The sequence below is a fragment of the Streptomyces sp. CB01249 genome (genome assembly GCF_001905735.1).
Lineage (GTDB): Bacteria > Actinomycetota > Actinomycetes > Streptomycetales > Streptomycetaceae > Streptomyces.
This window is the reverse complement of the sequence record NZ_LISW01000010.1, coordinates 140,591-159,635: the sequence shown is the minus strand read 5'-3', so window position 1 is coordinate 159,635 and position 19,045 is coordinate 140,591. Positions and strand designations below refer to the sequence as shown.

Below are 19,045 nucleotides of genomic sequence, written 5' to 3'. Positions count from 1 at the left end.
GGTGACGAAGTGGAGACAGGCATCATGAATCCGGACTTTGGCATGCCGAAAAACGGCCCTGTCGGTGCCATTGCTGTTGTCGGTATGTCGTGCCGCTTTCCGGGTGCTGAGGGTGGTCCGGGGGAGTTCTGGGAGGGGCTGGTCCGGGGTTTCGATGCGGTGGGTGAGGTGCCTTCGGATCGTTGGGACGGTGAGGGTTTCCATGATCCTGATCCGTCGGTGGCGGGGAAGTCGGTGGCTCGGCGTGCGGGGTTTCTGAGTCGGGTTGATGGTTTTGATGCGCGGTTCTTCGGTATTTCGCCGCGTGAGGCTGTGGCGATGGATCCGCAGCAGCGGTTGGTGTTGGAGTTGGCGTGGGAGGCGTTCGAGGACGCCGGTGTGGTGGCGGGTTCGGTGCGTGGGTCCGCTGCGGGTGTGTTTGTCGGGGCGATGGCGGATGATTATGCGGTTTTGGCGCGTCGGGGTGGTGTGGAGGGGATTGGTGCTTTCACGTCGACGGGTCTTGCGCGGAGTGTGATCGCGAATCGGGTGTCGTTTCTGTTGGGTTTGACGGGTCCGTCGTTGGTGGTGGATTCGGGTCAGTCGTCGGCGTTGGTGGCGGTGCATCAGGCGTGTGAGGCGTTGCGTCGTGGTGAGGTGTCGTTGGCGTTGGCGGGTGGGGTGAATTTGATGCTGGCGCCGGAGTCTTCGGTGGCGGTGTCGAAGTTCGGTGGGTTGTCGCCGGATGGGCGTGCGTTTGTTTTCGATGGTCGGGCGAATGGTTATGTGCGGGGTGAGGGTGGGGGTCTTGTTGTTCTGAAGCGGCTGGAGGATGCGGTCGCTGATGGTGATGATGTGGTGTGTGTGATCGCAGGTGGTGCGGTCAACAATGATGGTGGTGGTGATGGTCTGACGGCTCCTCGGGTGGAGGGTCAGGCCGGGGTGTTGCGGCTTGCGTGTGAGCGTGCGGGTGTGGCGCCGGGCGAGGTCGGTTACGTGGAACTGCACGGAACCGGAACCGCGTTGGGTGATCCGGTCGAGGCTGCGGCTCTGGGAATGGTGCTGGGGAATGCCCCCGGGCGCGCCGAGCCGCTTCTGGTGGGTTCGGCGAAGACGAATGTCGGGCATCTGGAGGGTGCGGCGGGCATTGTCGGTCTGATCAAGGCCGCGATGTCGGTGCGGTATGGGGTGGTGCCGGCGAGTCTGAACTTCGAGTCGGCGAATCCGGCGATTGATCTTGATGGATTGAATCTGCGGGTCCAGACATCGACGGGTGTGTGGGAGGGGTCCCGTATTGCGGGTGTGTCCTCGTTCGGGATGGGCGGGACGAACTGCCACCTGATTCTCCGCCCGGCACCCGAGCGGGCCCCTGTTGCGGAGGGCGCGGACCCGGTCCTGGTGCCGTGGGTGGTCTCGGGGCGCAGCGCGGAGGCGTTGCGCGCGCAGGCGGCGAATCTGGCTGCTTTTGAAGGCGGTTCGCTGCTGGATGTCGGCTATTCGCTGGCATCGACGCGCACGGTGTTCGAGCACCGTGCGGTGGTGATCGGTGCGGACCGTGCGGAGCTGGTCGCGGGTCTGGAGTCGGTGCGGGGCGGCCGGCCGGTGGCGGGTGCTGCGGGGACGGCGTTGTTGTTCACGGGGCAGGGGTGCCAGCGGGCGGGGATGGGCCGGGAGCTGTATGAGACGTTCCCGGTGTTCGCGGAGGCGTTCGATGCGGCGTGTGCGTACCTGGACGGGCATCTCGGCCAGTCGCTGAAGGACGTGGTGTTCGAGGGCGATCCGGTCCTGGATCAGACCCGGTTCACCCAGGCCGCGCTGTTCGCGCTGGAGTCGGCTCTGTTCACGTTGGTGTCGTCGTTCGGGGTGCGTCCGGATGCGCTGATCGGTCACTCGATCGGTGAGGTGACGGCCGCCTACGCAGCAGGGGTGTTCTCGCTTGAGGACGCGTGTGCGCTGGTTGCGGTACGGGGTCGGCTGATGCAGGCCGCGCGTGCGGGCGGTGCGATGCTCGCGATCGCCGCTCCGGAGGCGGAGGTCGTGCCCGAGCTGGTTGAGGGTGTGTCGCTGGCGGCGGTGAACGGCCCCGCAGCGGTCGTCGTCTCCGGCGACGCGGATGCCGTCGGGGTCCTGGAGGAGCTGTTCCGGGGGCGGGGCGTGAAGGTCAAGCGCCTTACGGTCTCGCACGCGTTTCACTCCGCCCACATGGACACGGCCCTGGCCGAGTTCGAACAGGAGATCGGCTCCCTCACGTTCAACGAGCCGCACATCACCGTCATATCGAACGTCACCGGCCAGGTCGCCGACGAGCTGACCAGCCCCGCTTACTGGGCCCGTCAGATCCGCGCGGCGGTCCGTTTCCACGACGGCATCCGCACCCTGGACGCCCAGGGCATCACCACGTACCTCGAACTGGGTCCGGACCCGGTCCTGACGTCTCTGGTCCAGAACACCCTGGACGCCCCCACTGCTGCGTCCGCGCTCAAGGACGGGCGGGATGAGCCCCGGACTTTGCTGCGGGCCCTGGCCACCGCCTATGCGAGTGGGACGGACATCGACTGGACGGCTCTGCTGCCCGGTGGGAACCGGGTCAAGCTGCCTACGTACGCCTTCCAGCGCAAGCGCTACTGGATCGACGTCCCCGACGCCCCGCACGGCCCGGTTGCCGTGGCGGAACAGGAGCAGGAGCAGGAGGAGCAGGAAGGCGTACTGGGGGAGTGGGCGAGCCGGGTGCGCAAGCTCACCGGCAAGCAGGGCGATCTCCTGCGCCAGAAGCTGATCACGGGTCTGATCTGCCGTCACACCGCCGAGATCCTCGAATACGACAGCGCGGAGGCGATCGATTCCGAACTGCCCTTCAAGGACCTGGGCTACAACTCGCTCACCTCCGTCGAGCTGCGCAGTCGCCTGGCCGCCGACCTCGGCATCGCCCTGCCGTCCTCGCTCGTCTACGACTACCCGACCCCCGCCGTTCTTGCTCGCCACATCGTTCGCGACCTGGTGGGTGCGCCCGACCCGGAGGCCGTGGACGCGGTCCTTGCCGGGGTCGAGGACGTGTCCGACGAGCCGTTGGCGATTGTGGGTATGGCGTGCCGGTACCCGGGTGGGGTGGTTTCGCCCGAGGGGCTGTGGGGCCTGGTTGCCGAGGGCGGGGATGCCATTGGTGGCTGGCCGGAGGACCGTGGCTGGGATGTCGAGGGGTTGTACGACGCCGAGCGTGGTGTGCCGGGGAAGTCGTATGCGCGGTATGGCGGCTTCTTGCAGGGGGTGGATGGGTTCGACGCGGAGTTCTTCGGGATCTCGCCGCGTGAGGCCGTGGCGATGGATCCGCAGCAGCGTCTGCTGTTGGAGACGGCCTGGGAGGCGTTGGAGCGGTCGGGGATTGTTCCGCAGTCGCTCAGGGGCAGTCGGACGGGTGTGTTCGTCGGTGCGATGACGGGGGAGTACGGGCCCCGTCTGGCCGAGCCGGTTGCGGGCACGGAGGGGTACCTCCTCACCGGTAACACGGCGAGTGTTGCTTCGGGCCGTATCTCTTACACCCTTGGCCTGGAAGGCCCGGCGCTGACCGTGGACACGGCCTGTTCCTCCTCCCTGGTGGCACTCCACCTCGCGGCGCAGGCGCTGCAACGGGGTGAGTGCTCGCTCGCGCTGGCCGGTGGTGCGACGGTGATGTCGTCGCCGGGGATGTTCGTGGAGTTCTCGCGGCAGCAGGGTTTGTCGGAGGACGGCCGGTGCAAGGCGTTCTCCGCGAGCGCGGACGGGACGGCCTGGGGCGAGGGCGCGGGCGTTCTGCTGTTGGAGCGGCTGTCCGATGCCCAGGCCAACGGCCACCCGGTGCTGGCGGTGATCCGAGGTTCGGCGGTCAATCAGGACGGTGCGAGCAACGGGCTGAGCGCGCCGAACGGCCCGTCTCAGCAGCGTGTGATCCGTCAGGCGCTGGCCAATGCGGGTCTGACGGGTACGGACGTTGATGTGGTGGAGGCGCACGGTACGGGGACCAAGCTCGGTGACCCGATCGAGGCGCAGGCGCTGATCGCGACGTACGGGCAGGAGCGGACGCCCGAACAGCCCCTGTGGCTGGGGTCGTTCAAGTCGAACGTTGGGCACACCATGGCCGCTGCAGGTGTCGGTGGTGTGATCAAGATGGTCATGGCGATGCGTGAGGGGGTTCTTCCCCGGACGCTGAATGTCACCGACCCGACGTCGCACGTGGACTGGTCCGAGGGATCGGTGGAGCTGCTGACCGAGCAGCGGCCGTGGCCGGAGCTGGAGCGTCCGCGCCGTGCGGCGGTGTCGTCGTTCGGTATCTCGGGCACGAACGCGCACATGATTTTGGAGCAGGCCCCGGAGGCTTCGCTGCCGGAAGCCTCTGCCGGTGGTGTGGTGCCGTGGGTGGTGTCCGGTCGGACTGAGGAGGCCCTGCGTGAGCAGGTGGCTCGTCTGACGGAGTTTGTGGAGAGCGCCCCGGAGTTCACGCCGAGTGCTGTTGCGACCGCATTGGTCTCGCACCGCACGGTGTTCGGGCAGCGCAAGGTCGTGGTCGGCAGCACCCGGCAGGAACTGCTGGACGCTCTGCGTGCGGACGCCGGAGCCTCGGGCGAGGCGGTCACGGGCCGCACGGTGTTCGTGTTCCCGGGTCAGGGCTCCCAGTGGATCGGTATGGCGGCGGGCCTGTTCGAGGCGTCTCCGGCGTTCCGGGCGCGCCTTGAGGATTGTGCGCGTGCCCTGTCCGCGTACACGGACTGGGACTTGCTGCCGGTGCTGCTTCAGGGTGACCCCGAGGGGCTGCTCGAACGGGTGGACGTGATCCAGCCCGCGCTGTGGGCGGTCATGGTCTCCCTCGCCGAGGCATGGCGCTCCTTCGGTGTCGTGCCGGACGCCGTGGTCGGTCACTCGCAGGGTGAGATCGCGGCTGCTGTGGTGTCGGGTGCGCTGTCCTTGGAGGACGGCGCCCTGGTGGTGGCTCTGCGGAGCCGGGCGATCATCGCGCTGGCCGGTCGGGGCGGCATGCTGTCGGTCGCGCTGCCTGCCGATGCGGTGCGTCCGTATCTGACGCGGTGGGCGGACGATCTGGGTGTGGCCACGGTCAACGGCCCTTCGTCCACGGTGGTCTCGGGTACGGACAGCGCTCTGGACGAACTCGTTGCGGTGCTCGACAAGGACGGGGTGCGTTCGCGTCGTATCGCGGTGGACTACGCCTCGCACTCTCCGCACGTGGAGTCCATCCAGGCCGAGCTGGCGCAGCTCCTGGCCCCGGTGGTGCCGTGCAGGCCCGAGATCCCGTTCTACTCCACCGTCACGAACGAAGTGATCGACAGCGCGGTCCTGGACGCGGAGTACTGGTATCGGAATCTGCGTCAGACGGTGGAGTTCGAGAAGACGACGCGGGCCCTGCTCGCGGACGGTTTCACGACGTTCATCGAGTCCAGCGCCCACCCGGTCCTCACCATCGGCCTTCAGGAGACGTTCGAGGCCGCCGACGCGTCCACAGCGCTCGCCGTGCCGTCGCTCCGCCGTGACGAGGGCGGCCTGGACCGGTTCCTGCTCTCTGTCGGTCAGGCGTGGACCCACGGCGTCCCCGTCGACTGGACCACAGCCCTCCCCGAGCCTCAGCGCCCCCTCGACCTGCCCACGTACGCCTTCCAGCGCACCCGCTACTGGCTCGAATCCGCCCCCACCACCGGCGACGTCACGATGGCCGGGCTCACCTCCGCCGAGCACCCCCTTCTCGGAGCGGTGACCGAGGTCGCCGGCAGCGGGTCCGCCGTGCTGTCCGGGCGGCTCTCGCTGAAGTCGCACCCGTGGCTCGCCGACCACGCCGTGTCCGGCACGGTCCTGCTGCCGGGCACCGCCTTCGTGGAGCTTGCCCTCCGGGCCGGGTACGAGACCGGCTGCGAGGTCCTCGAAGAGCTCACCCTCCAGGCTCCGCTGCTGCTCGGCGCCACCGGGGCCGTCCGCCTCCAGGTCGTGGTCGAGGCCGAGGAGGGCGGCCGCCGCGCCGTCACCGTGTACTCCCGCCCCGAGAGCGCGGAGGAGAGCGACGACGGGGCCGAGTGGACCGGCCACGCGGCCGGGGTCCTCTCGTCCACAGCGGTGCCGGAGCCTCGCGGTGTGTCGGCCGATGGGGTGTGGCCGCCGGCCGGGGCCACGCGGGTGGACACGAGCACGCTCTACGAGGAGCTGGCGGCGGCCGGTTACGAGTACGGGCCGGTGTTCCAGGGCGTCCAGGCCGCATGGCGGCACGGGGACGACGTCTTTGCCGAGGTCGCCCTCGCCGAGGACCAGCACCAGGACGCCGACACCTTCGGTATCCACCCCGCCCTGCTCGACGCCACCCTCCACACCGCGCTCCTCACCCCGGGCACCGAACTGCCCGCCCCCCGGCTCCCCTTCGCCTGGTCCGGCATCCACCTCCACGCCACCGGCGCCACCACCGTCCGCGTCCACATCACCCCGACCCCCACCGACGGCATCACCCTCCGCATCACCGACACCACCGGACAACCCGTCGCCACCGTCACCTCCCTCGCACTCCGCGAGGTCCCGGCAGGTGGACTGGCGCCCGCAACCGCTGCCCGTCCCGTCCCCTACGTCGTGGAGTGGGCCGAGGCGGTACTCCCGGACGCGGACGCCTCCGAGGTGACGGCCGTGCTCGGTGGTTCCCCCACGGACCGCGCGTTCGCCGAGGCACTGGGGGCCGGGCTCCACGCCGATGCCGCCGCCCTGCTGACAGCCGTACAGCAGGGGGCGGCCGCACCGGAGTCCGCGGTGCTCCTCGTCCCCGGGGCCTCCGCCGAGGACGGGTCCGCGCTGCCCGAGCGGGTCCGGGCCGAGGTCGGCCGGGCGCTGGCGGCGGTCCAGGAGTGGCTGACCGATGAAGGGCTCGCCGGCATCCGGCTGGTCGTCGCCACCCGGGGCGCGCTCGCCGCGCAGGAGGGCGAGGACGTGCGGGACCTCGCGGGCGCTGCCGTGTGGGGCCTGTTGCGTACCGCGCAGGCGGAGGAGCCGGGCCGTTTCGCCCTCCTCGATCTGGACCCGAGCGGCGGTGACGACCCGGGCGCCCTGGTACGCGCCTTGTCGGGCGCACCCTCCGAGCCTCAGCTTGCGGTGCGCGGACAGGTCGTTCTCGCGCCCCGGCTGGTCCGCGCCGACGACAGCTCGGCCGTGGCTCCGGCCCTCGACCCGGCCGGGACCGTACTCGTCACCGGGGCTTCCGGGACGCTCGGCGGGCTCTTCGCCCGGCACCTGGTCACCGCCTATGGCGTACGGCACCTGCTGCTGGCCAGCCGCCGGGGTGCCGACGCGCCGGGCGCGGCCGAACTGGCTTCACAGATACGGGAGATGGGCGCCGAGGCCACCTTCGCGTCCTGTGATGTCGCGGACCGGGATGCGCTCGCCGCGCTCCTGGCCGCCGTTCCCACCGACCACCCCCTCACCGCGGTCATCCACACCGCCGGTGCGCTGGACGACGGCACGGTCACCGCGCTCACCCCCGAACGCCTCGACACCGTCCTGCGCCCCAAGGCCGACGCCGCCTGGCACCTGCACGAACTCACCCGCGACACCGACCTCGCCGCCTTCGTCCTCTTCTCCTCCGTCACCGCCACGCTCGGCAATCCGGGCCAGGGCAACTACACCGCCGCCAACGGTCTGCTCGACGGCCTCGCCGCCCACCGCCACGCCCTGGGGCTGCCGGCCACCTCCCTGGCCTGGGGCCTGTGGGGTCAGGCGTCCGGACTGACCGGTCACCTCAGCGACACCGACCTGTCCCGGATGACCCGAGGGGGCATCGCCGCGCTCGGTACGGAGGAAGGGCTCGCGCTGTTCGACGCCTCCCTGGCGACCGGGCGTTCCGCGACCGTTCCGGCACGCCTCGACCTGGGCGCGCTGCGCGGCGAGGCGGCCGCGGGCAGGCTCCCGGCGCTGCTCCGTTCACTGGTCCGGGTCCCCGCCCGGCGCACCGCCGCCGCAGCGGGCAGCGGGCAGCCCGGAGCCTGGGCCGAGCGGATCGCCGCGCTGCCCGAGGACGGGCGGGCGGAGGCGGTCGCCTCGGTCGTACGCGCCACTGTGGCCACGGTCCTGGGGCATGGTTCGCCCGACTCCGTGAACGAGCAGCGGCCGTTCAAGGACTTCGGCTTCGACTCGCTCGCCTCCGTGGAACTGCGCAACCGGCTCGGCGCCGCGACCGGCCTGACCCTGCCGGCGACGCTCGTCTTCGACCACCCGACGCCGCGCGCGGTCACTGGCCACCTGCTGGAGCGGGTCCTCGGCGCGAGCACCCCGGCCGCCGAACCGCTGCGGGACACGGGCACCGCCGGGGACGACGAGCCGATCGCCGTGGTCGCGATGAGCTGCCGCTACCCGGGCGGTGTCACATCGCCGGAGGACTTGTGGCACCTGGTCGAGCAGGGGACCGACGCGGTCGGCTCCTTCCCCGCGTCCCGGGGCTGGGACGCGGAGGAGCTGTACGACCCGGACCCGGACGCGGTCGGGCGTACGTACTCCACGCAGGGCGGATTCCTGCACGGAGCCGAGGACTTCGACGCCGAGTTCTTCGGCATCAGCCCGCGTGAGGCCCTGGCCACCGACCCGCAGCAGCGTCTGCTGCTGGAAACCGCGTGGGAGGCCTTCGAGCGGGCCGGGATCGACCCGGCCGCCGTGCGCGGCAGCCGTACCGGCGTCTTCGCGGGCGTCATGTACAACGACTACGCCTCGCGGCTCAAGCCCGCGCCCACGGGGTACGAGGGCTACCTCGGCAACGGCAGCATGGGCAGTGTCGCCTCCGGGCGCATCGCGTACACCTTCGGGTTCGAAGGCCCCGCCATCACCGTGGACACGGCCTGCTCCTCCTCGCTGGTCGCCCTGCACCTGGCCGCCGGGGCGCTGCGCTCGGGCGAGTGCACGATGGCGCTGGCCGGCGGTGTGACCCTCATGGCGACGCCCACCACCTATCTGGAGTTCAGCCGCCAGCGGGCCCTGTCGCCCGACGGCCGCTGCAAGGCCTTCGCCGCCCAGTCCAACGGGACCGGCTGGGCCGAGGGCGTCGGCCTGGTGCTCCTGGAGAAGCTCTCCGACGCACAGGCCAACGGACACCAGGTACTCGCCGTGATCCGCGGCAGCGCCGTCAACCAGGACGGTGCGAGCAACGGCCTGACGGCCCCCAGCGGCCCCGCCCAGCAGCGGGTGATCCGCCAGGCGCTCGCGGACGCCGGGCTGAGCGGCGCCGACGTGGACGCCGTGGAGGCGCACGGAACCGGCACCACGCTGGGCGATCCGATCGAGGCGCAGGCGCTGCTGGCCACCTACGGCGAGGAGCACAGCCCCGAAGCGCCGCTGTGGCTGGGCTCGCTCAAGTCCAACATCGGGCACGCACAGGCCGCGTCCGGCGTCGCCGGAGTCATCAAGATGATCATGGCGCTGCGCAACGGGGTCCTCCCTCAGACGCTGCACGTGGACGCCCCGACCCCGCACGTGGACTGGTCCTCCGGGACGGTGGAACTGCTCACCGAGCAGCGGCCGTGGCCCGAACTCGACCGCCCGCGCCGCGCGGCCGTCTCCTCCTTCGGCATCTCCGGCACCAACGCCCACCTGATCCTGGAACAGGCGCCGCAGGACTCCCGGCCCGAGGGCTCGACGGAGGCCGGACCCGTTCCCGTGCCGTGGGTGCTGTCCGCCCGGACCGAGGAGGCGTTGCGGGACCAGGCGTCCCGCCTGCGCGACCATGTGGCCGCCCGAGGACCGGCGGTGGCGGACGTGGCCCTCGCGCTCGCCACCACCCGCGCCCGCTTCGAGCACCGCGCGGTGGTCGCCGGCACGGACCGGGACGAGCTCATGGAGGCGCTGGCCGCACTCGCCGCGGGCACCGACACGCCCGCCGTCGTCCGGGGGACCGCAGCCGGGGTACCGAAGACCGCCGTGATGTTCACCGGCCAGGGCAGCCAGCGGCCCGGGATGGGACGCGACCTGTACGAGACCTTCCCCGTCTTCGCCGCCGCCTTCGACGCGGTGTGCGCCCACCTCGACCCCGAGCTGGGACGGCCGCTGAAGGAGATCGTCTTCTCGGTACCGGACAGCCCCGAGGCCGACCTGCTGGACCAGACCGTGCACACCCAGGCCGCGCTGTTCGCCCTGGAGACCTCGCTGTTCAGGCTCGCCGAGCACGCGGGCCTCGCCCCGGCCCTGCTCATCGGCCACTCCGTGGGCGAGATCAGCGCCGCGCACGCCGCGGGTGTGCTGAGCCTCGCCGACGCCTGCACCCTGGTGGCCGCCCGTGGCCGGCTCATGCAGGCGGCCCCGGCGGGCGGCGCGATGATCGCGATCCGGGCCGCGGAAGCTGACGTACTGCCCCATCTGGAGCGGCACGCGGGACGGCTCAGCCTGGCGGCCGTCAACGGGCCGGACTCGGTGGTGATCTCCGGCGACCCCGACGCGGCCGATGAGGTCGCCGAGGACTTCCGCGCGCAGGGGACCAAGACCCGGCGGCTGACCGTCTCGCACGCCTTCCACTCGCCCCACATGGACGGTGTCCTCGCCGAGTTCGAGGAGGTCATCCGCACCCTGGACCTGCGGGAGCCGGCCATCCCCGTCGTCTCCAACATCACCGGCCGGATCGCCGGACCCGGCGAACTGACCGACCCCGGCTACTGGGCCCGGCACATCCGGGCCGCCGTCCGCTTCCACGACGGCGTACGCACCCTGCACGAGCAGGGCGTCACCACCTACCTGGAACTCGGTCCCGACCCGGTGCTGACGGCCATGGTGCGGGGCGCGCTGGACGGCGCCGACGCGGTGTCCGCCCTGCGCGCCGGGCACCCGGAAGGGCGGTCGCTCCTCACGGCACTGGGCACGGTCCACACCCGGGGCGCCGCCGTGGACTGGCCGTCGCTGCTGCCGGCCGCGTACCCGGTGGAACTGCCGACGTACGCCTTCCAGCGCACCCGCTACTGGCTGGAGGCCCCGGCCGTGGCCCAGGACGCGGCCGCGGCAGGACAAGAGGGCGCCGGCCACCCGCTGCTGAGCGCGGTCGTCGCCCTCGCCGACGGCCAGGGGGCGGTGCTGACCGGCCGCATCGCGCCGGACGGCCTCCCATGGCTCGCCGATCACGTGGTCGCGGGCTCGGTCCTGCTGCCGGGCGCCGCCTTCGCGGACCTCGCGGTGTACGCCGGGGACCAGGTGGGCTGCGACACCGTCGAGGAACTGAACCTGGAGGCGCCGCTGGTGCTCCCGGAGCGCGCCGCACCGCGCCTCCAGATCCAGGTCACCGACACCGGCGACGGCAGCGGGCGGCACACCTTCGCCGTCCACTCCGGCGTCGACGGCGGCGACTGGACCCGGCACGCCACCGGCACCCTGGCACCGTCCGCGCCCGCCGCTCCGCCCGCCGCGCCCTGGGCCGAGGCATGGCCCCCGGCCGGTGCCGAGCCGGTGGACGTGGACGCGCTCGCCGACCGGCTCGTGGCTGCCGGGCTCGGTTACGGCCCCGCGTTCCAGGGACTGGCCGCGGCCTGGCGCGAGGGCGACGTCCGCTACCTGGACGTACGGCTGCCCGAGGGAACGGGCGCCGGTGAAGGGGACTTCGGCCTGCACCCCGCCCTGCTCGACTCGGCCCTGCGCACCCTCGCGCTCGGCGGCCCCGGCCGGGGCGACGACGGTGAGGGCGAAGGGGCCGACCGGATCCACGTCCCCTTCCTGTGGAGTGGCCTCCGCCTGCACGCCACCGGGGCGGGCGCTCTGCGCGTCCGCGTCGCCCCCACGGGTGCCGAGGGCGCGTACCGACTGGACCTCGCCGACCCGCAGGGGCGGATGGTCGCCACGGTCGACGCCCTCGCCGTGCGCCCGCTCCCCGAAGGCGCCCTCGCCACCGCCGCCCAGGGCAGCCCGGGCGCGGACGGCGGCCTCCTGCGCCTCGACTGGATCCCCCTGCCGCTGCCGCAGGACGGCCCGGCAGGACCGGCGGACTGGGCCCTGCTCGGCCCGGTGTCCGAAGTGACCGCCGTACCCGCACAGACCACGTGCTACGGCGGCCTGGCCGAGCTCACCGAGGCCGTCCGGTCCGGGGCGTCCGTGCCTCGCTTCGTCGTCACCGACGCCGTGGTCCCGCCCGGTGCGCTCGGCGAGGAGCCGGCTTCCGCGACCCCGCCCGAGGCGCTTCGTGAGGCCATCGGCGGACTGCTGGGGCTCCTCCAGAGCTGGCCGGCCGAGGACGCGCTCGCCGACAGCACCCTCGTCCTGCTCACCCGGGGCGGCGCGCCCGTCGGCGCCGACGTACCCGACCCCGTGGCCGCTGCCCTGCTGGGTCTGCTGCGCTCCGCCCAGGCGGAACACCCAGGACGCCTCGTCGTCCTGGACCTGGACGAGGACCCGGCCTCCGCGGCCGCCGCCCCCGCCGCGGCGCTCCTCGCCGTGGAGCACGGCGAGCCGCAGCTCGCGCTGCGCGCCGGAGCCGCCCACGCTCCCCGCCTCGTGCCGGCCCGGCCCGACGACCCGGCCCCGGCCCCGGCGTTCCGGGAGGGCGGCACCGTCCTGCTCACCGGCGCCGGCGGGTTCCTGGGCGGACTGGTCGCCCGGCACCTGGTGACCGCGTACGGGGTACGGCACCTACTGCTCGCGAGCCGCCGGGGTGCCGACGCGCCCGGCGCGGCGGAACTGGGCGCGCAGCTGCGGGAACTGGGCGCCGAGGCGGTCTTCGTCGCCTGCGACGTCGCCGACCGCGACGCGCTCGCCGGACTCCTGGGGCAGGTGGACGAGGACCATCCGCTGACCTCGGTCGTGCACACCGCGGGCGTACTGGACGACGGGGTGCTGACCGGGCTCACCGCCGAGCGGTTCGACACCGTGCTGCGGCCCAAGGCCGACGCCGTGTGCAACCTGCACGAGCTGACCCGGGGGACCGCCCTCGACTCCTTCGTCGTGTTCTCCTCGGTCGCCGCGCTGCTCGGCACCGCGGGGCAGGCCAACTACGCCGCCGCCAATGCCTTCCTGGATGCCTTCGCCCATCAGCGCCGCGCGGCCGGACTGCCCGCGCTGTCCCTCGCCTGGGGGCTGTGGGGCGGTGACGGCGCCGGTATGGCCGAAGAGCTCGGCGCCGCCGACCGCGCCCGGCTGGCCCGCACCGGCCTCGCCCCGATGTCCGCCGAACAGGGCCTGGCCCTGCTGGACGCGGCCCTGGCCGCCCGCTCGCAACCGGCCCTGGCGCCGGTCCGGCTGGACTCCGCCGCACTGCGGGCCCGGGCCGGGGCGGGCACACTCCCCGCGCCGCTGCGCGGCCTCGTCCGCACCCCGGCCCGGCGCAGCGCCGCGGCGGCGGACGGCAGCACGGGGGTCGCGGCGACCTCGCTCGCGGACCGGCTCGCCGCACTCGGCGCCGACGAGCGTGCCGAAGCCGTACTGGCCCTGGTGCGGGGCGAGATCGCCGGGGTGCTCGGCCACGCGGACGACCGGCGGGTCGATCCCGCACGCAGCCTTCAGGAACTCGGCTTCGACTCGCTCACCTCGGTCGAACTGCGTGACCGTCTCACCACGGCCACCGGGCTGCGTCTTTCGGCCACGCTCGTCTTCGACCACCCGACGGCCGAGGCGCTCACCGCCGAACTGCTGGGCCGGCTCGTACCGGAGGATTCCGCGGTCGGCGGGTTGTCCCAGGAGCTGGACCGGCTGGAGGCGGCCCTCGAAGCGGCCGACGCCGGGAGCGACGACCACGAACGGGCGGGCGGCCGGCTGCGCGAACTGCTGCGCAGGTGGCAGGCCGCCGCCGACGGCGCGGCCGAGCCCTCCGCCGAGGGGCTGGCGGACATCTCGGACGACGATCTGTTTTCCGCGCTCGACGAGGAACTCAGTCAGTGAGACATGGGTCCGGTTCCAACCGGCCCTGGTAAGTGGGGCATTGACATTTTCGGGTCACTGTCCCAGATTTTAGAGGCGAGCCACTTCGGTGGAGGACGAGGAGCATCCGTGAGTAAGTTGCGCGGGAACCCGTGGGCGGTCTTGATGACGCTCGGTCTCGGGTTCTTCATGACACTGCTGGACCTGACGATCGTGAACATCGCGATCCCCGACATGATGGAGAGACTCGGTTCCTCCCTTGACGAGGCCCTGTGGGTGGTCAGTGCCTATGCGCTCGTCCTCGCTGTCACCCTGATCACCTTCGGCCGCCTCGGTGACCTCCGCGGTCCTCGTACCCTGTTCGCCTCGGGCGTCGTGCTGTTCACCCTGGCCAGCGTCGCCTGCGGCCTCGCCGTCGACCCCGGCATGCTCATCGCCACCCGTGCGGTGCAGGGCCTGGGCGCGGCCATGATGGTGCCGCAGACGATGGTGATGATCATCGCGGTGTTCCCGGCGGACCGGCGCGGTGCGGCCATGGGCGTCTGGGGCTCCATCGCCGGTGTCGCCACCATCTCCGGGCCGACGCTCGGCGGGCTGATCGTCAGCACCGTCGGCTGGCGCTGGATCTTCTTCATCAACGTGCCCGTCGGCATCGCCGTGCTCGTGCTGACCTTCCTGCTCGTGCCCGACATCCGCCCGGCCCGGACCCACAAGTTCGACATCGTCGGCGTCCTCATCGTCACCGTCGCGCTGTTCTGCCTGAGCTTCGGCCTCCAGGAGGGCGAACGCTACGACTGGAACACCGGCATCGTGGCCCTGATCGTCGGCGGCGTGGCCCTGCTCGGCGTGTTCGTGCTCTACCAGCGCCGCAAGCAGGACGACGAGCCGCTCGTACCGTTCGCGCTCTTCAAGGACCGGAACTTCACCGTGATGACCGTGATCGTCGCGCTCATCTCGATGGCCCTGCTCGGCCTGGTGCTGCCGGTCAACATCTACCTGCAGTCCGTGCTCGGCATGTCCGCCGTGCAGGCAGGTCTCACCCTCGCCCCCTCGCCGCTGCTGTCGATGGTGACCGCCCCGTTCGCGGGCCGCATGTCCGACAAGATCGGCGGCAAGAACGTGCTGCTGTTCGGCCTCGCCGTCTACGGCACCGGCATCTCGCTGGTCCTCGCCTTCGCCGCGGTGGACAGCCACTGGTACACCTTCACGCTGCCGATGGCCGTGGTGGGCCTGGGCACCGGCTGCCTGCTCGCGCCGATGGCCACCGAGGCCATGCGCAACGTACCGCCGCGCCTGGCGGGCGCCGCCTCCGGCGTCAACAACACCATCCGTCAGATCGGCTCCGTCCTCGGCGCCTCCGTCGTCGGCGCCGTCCTGCAGAGCCGGCTCGCCACCACCCTGCACGAGGAGGCGGCCACCCGCTCCTCCGGGTTGCCCGCCCAGAGCCGCGAGGGCTTCGTCGACGCCTTCTCCTCCGGCGCGAGCCCCGACGCCGACACGATCAAGGCGCTCGCCGAGGGCCTGCCGACGGCCGCCGCCCGGCAACTCGCAGCCGCGGCCGAGGCCGTCTACGACCACGGGTTCGTCACCACCATGCACAGCACCCTGATCCTGCCGCTCGGCGCCATCGTCGGCTCCGTGCTGCTCTGCCTGGCGGCCAAGAACCACCGGTCGGCCCAGAAGGCCGCCGCGGCCGAGCCGGTGGCTCCGCCGCAGCCCGAACCCTCCCGCTGATCCGCCGCCTCCGGCGGATCCCCCGACGTCCGGCCCCCGCGACATCCCCCGCCGCGGGGGCCGGATCATGTCCTGGCACCTGACGCCCGGACACGAAGAGGCGGCGCGCCCCACGGGGACGCGCCGCCTCTTCGTATGTGCGGACTACCAGGTGACCGGCAGCGAGGCCAGACCACCCGTCAGGGTGTCGTCGCGGAACTGCAGTTCCGCCGGGTCCACCGCCAGCTGCAGGTCCGGGAACCGGACGAACAGCGTGGAGAACAGCGCCTGGAGCTCCAGACGGGCCAGACCCGAACCGAGGCAGAAGCGCGGACCGTGACCGAAGGCCAGGTGCTGCGTGCTGTCCCGGGTGATGTCGAAGACGTCCGGGTCGGAGAAGATGTCCGGGTCGCGGTTGGTGGCCGTGAACGCCAGCATCACCAGGTCACCCTTGGGAATGGTGGTCCCGGCGACCTCGATGTCGTCGTGCGTGTAGCGGGGCAGCACGTCCTGCGTGGACGGCGCCGCCATCCGCAGGATCTCCTCGACCGCGCCCTGCACGAGTCCCTTCGGGTCGGCCTGCAGCTTCTTGCGCTCCTCGGGGTGGGTGAGCAGCAGCAGCGTCCCGAGGTCCAGCCGCGTCACCGTGGTCTCGTGCCCGGCGAACAGCAGACCGGCGGCCATCCGCGCGATCTCGTCGTCCGCCAGGCCCTCCTTCTCCTGTACGGCGACCAGGTCCGAGAACACGTCCTCGCCCGGGGTCCTGCGCTTCACCTCGATGAGGCTGCGCATGTAGCCGTGCAGCTCGCCCCAGGACGCCTTGGCCTTCTCCACGTCCGTCAGGCTGGTGGCACCCGCCGACATCCGGCGGAACTCCTCGCGGTCCTCGCCGGGTACGCCCAGCAGCTGGCAGATGACCAGCACGGGCAGCGGGAAGGACAGCGCCTCGTGGAAGTCGCCGGGCTTCGGGCCCTTCTCCAGGTTGTCCAGCAGCTGGTCGATCAGCTGCTGGACGCCGCCCTGGAGCTTCTGCACCCGGCGCGCCGAGAAGGCCGGGGCCAGCAGCCGGCGCAGCTTCGTACGGGTGGGCACCTCGTCCTCGGGCTTGCCCAGCGGGCCGGTCAGCACGGCGGCGTTGGCCACCCGGGAGGCGGTCTCCGGCGCGTGGTGGGAGCGGCCCAGCCGGGCGTCGTTGAGGAGCTGCTTGACCTCGCCGTAGCGGGTGACGAGCCAGGCCTCGTCGCCGGCCGAGGTGGTCACGCGGACCACCGGCGACTCGGTGCGCAGCGAGCGGAACTTCGGCGCGATGCCGTTCACATCGTCGTGGTCACGGTCGAAGGGAAGACGTGGGAGGTCCTGGATTTGGGTCACGATCGTGCTCCTCGGTGGTGTGGCGTTACGCCCGTCGTCGCCGAAGGCTAGAAGCAGCTTCTAAAGCAGCCTTAAACCGCCGGGCGGCCACGTCAGTGCGAGGCCCGCTCCAGCGCCGGAGCCAACAGATCGAGGGTGCGGGCGAAGAGATCGTCCAGATCCGGTTCCCCGTCCTGGTCCACCCAGAAGCGCAGGGTCTCGGCCACCGCGCCCCCGATCGCCGCCGCCAGCACCCGGGTCCGGTACCCCTCCGGACCGTCGGGATCCGTCCCGCTCCGGGCCGCCAGCAACCGGGCCAGCTCACGCAGCCCCTCCTGGGTGCGCTGGGCGTTGAGGGCCCGCAGCTCCGGTACCCGGTTGATCATGCGCAACCGGGTCAGCAGCTCCGCACGGCCCTCGTCGAACGCCCCGCTCTCGCGTACACCGGCCAGCATGACCCGTAGCCCGGCCAGCAGGGAACCGCCCTCGGGCAGACCTCCGTCCGCGAAGTGCAGCGGGTGCGCGCCGGGGGACTCCGTTGGCTCCGGCCCGCGGTCATGGACCCCGGACAGGATCACGTCCTCCTTGGAGGAGTAGTAGCGGTAGAAGGTCGTCGTGGACACCTCCGCCGCCGCGGCGATCTCCTCGACCGTCGTCGCCCGGTATCCGCGCTCTTCGAACAGGCGCAGCGTCTCCCGCTGGATCGCCTGCCTGACCTTGAGTTTCTTCATCTCCCGCAGCCCCACGCCCACATCATGCTGCAAGCGCTACGAAAGAGCCGCACAAGGGCCGTCTGGGAAGGTGCCCCGTACCCTCACAGGCTCTTCTGAAAGCGGGCGCACAGGATGAAAGTGGACAACGTGTACCTGGCTGGGATCGGCAGCTGGATACCCGACCGGGTCAGCGTCGACGAGGCCATCGAAAAGGGCTGGTACGACGAGACCCTGCGGGCGTCCAGCGGCATGGTCTCGGTCGCGGTCGCCGGGGACGTGCCCGCCCCCGACATGGCGATCGCTGCGGCCGAGGAGGCCCTCAAACGCTCCGGGCACGAGCCGGAGGAGATCGCGGCGCTCATCCACACGCCCGTCTTCCACCAGGGCCCCGACATCTGGTCGGCCCCCCACTACATCCTGCACCGCACGGTGAACCGGCCCGTGCCCGCCCTGGAACTGCGCCAGGGCTGCCTCGGCATGATCACCTCGCTGCGGTTCGCCGCCACCATGATGACCGCCGACCCGGCCGCCGGCGCCGTTCTGATCACCGCCGGCGACAACTTCTCCACCCCGGGCCTGGACCGCTGGCGGGTCAGCTCGAACTACGTACTCGGCGACGCGGGCTCCGCCGTCGTGCTCTCCCGGCGCGAAGGCTTCGCCAAGCTGCTGTCCGTCTCCTCGATCTCCATCCCGGAGGCCGAGATCCTGCACCGCGGCGGCGACCCGCTCTTCCCGCCGAGCATCACCCTGGGCCACCCGCTCGACCTGGAGGCCCGCACCGACCACATCCGCGCCCAGTGGATCAAGGGCGTTCCCCCGCCCGTCTTCCACCTCGGTGACATCGTGGTCGAGGCCGTCACCGCCGCCCTCACGGACGCCGGACGCACGCTCGACGACATCACGCGCGTCGCGCACAGCGCCGTCGCCTTCGACCAGATCCGGAACGGCTTCCTGGAGCCGCTGGGCATCGAGGAGTCCCGCGGGACCTGGGAGTTCAACCGCCGCGTCGGCCACTCCGGCGGCACCGACCAGATCGTCGGCCTCGAACACCTGCTGGCCTCCGGCGAACTGCGCCCCGGCGACCACGTCCTGCTGCTCGCGGCCGCCGTCGGCATGGAAGTGGGCTGCGCCGTCCTCGAGATCGTCGACATCCCGTAGGTCCTGTCCGCCAAGTCCCGGACAGGAGCAGAGAGAAGAAAGGGCCCACCATGAGCCGGACCACCACCGCGCCCACCGCCGACGAGATCCGCCAGGCCGTCGCCGAACTCGTCGGCTTCCACGCCAGGGACATCGCCGACGACGCCAACCTCATCGCCCTCGGCCTCAAGTCGCTGCACATCATGCAGCTCGTCAACGTCTGGCGCCGCGCCGGCCTGACCGTCTCGTTCAAGGAACTCGCGGACGAGCCCACCGTCGCCGCATGGGCGGGCAAGTTCTCCTGACGTGGGGGAGGGTGCATGGTGAAGGGCCGG

General features: G+C 71.8%; 6 protein-coding genes. 4 read left to right on the top strand and 2 right to left on the bottom strand.

Going from position 1 to position 19,045, the window contains the following annotated elements; genetic code table 11:
- Positions 1 to 24 precede the first annotated feature (24 nt).
- The gene (locus AMK18_RS35430; protein WP_073865709.1) at positions 25 to 13,818 is read left to right on the top strand and encodes a type I polyketide synthase; all 13,794 of its coding nucleotides are present in this window, start codon (positions 25 to 27) and stop codon (positions 13,816 to 13,818) included.
- 108 nt (positions 13,819 to 13,926) lie between these two features.
- A complete protein-coding gene (locus AMK18_RS32895; protein WP_241836710.1) occupies positions 13,927 to 15,531 on the top strand; it encodes a DHA2 family efflux MFS transporter permease subunit in 1,605 nt (534 codons plus the stop codon).
- A gap of 144 nt (positions 15,532 to 15,675) precedes the next feature.
- Here AMK18_RS32895 and AMK18_RS32890 read toward each other — a convergent pair whose 3' ends face one another.
- On the bottom strand, positions 15,676 to 16,881 hold the full coding sequence (locus AMK18_RS32890) for a cytochrome P450 (protein WP_073865707.1): 1,206 nt from the start codon (positions 16,879 to 16,881) through the stop codon (positions 15,676 to 15,678).
- 92 nt (positions 16,882 to 16,973) lie between these two features.
- The gene (locus AMK18_RS32885; protein WP_079199387.1) at positions 16,974 to 17,606 is read right to left on the bottom strand and encodes a TetR/AcrR family transcriptional regulator; all 633 of its coding nucleotides are present in this window, start codon (positions 17,604 to 17,606) and stop codon (positions 16,974 to 16,976) included.
- Positions 17,607 to 17,711: 105 nt separating this feature from the next.
- Here AMK18_RS32885 and AMK18_RS32880 point away from each other — a divergent pair, with 105 nt between their 5' ends.
- Entirely contained in the window at positions 17,712 to 18,731 is a 1,020-nt protein-coding gene (locus AMK18_RS32880; protein ID WP_079199386.1) for a ketoacyl-ACP synthase III family protein, read from the top strand.
- A gap of 50 nt (positions 18,732 to 18,781) precedes the next feature.
- On the top strand, positions 18,782 to 19,015 hold the full coding sequence (locus AMK18_RS32875) for a phosphopantetheine-binding protein (RefSeq protein WP_073865705.1): 234 nt from the start codon (positions 18,782 to 18,784) through the stop codon (positions 19,013 to 19,015).
- Positions 19,016 to 19,045 lie beyond the last annotated feature (30 nt).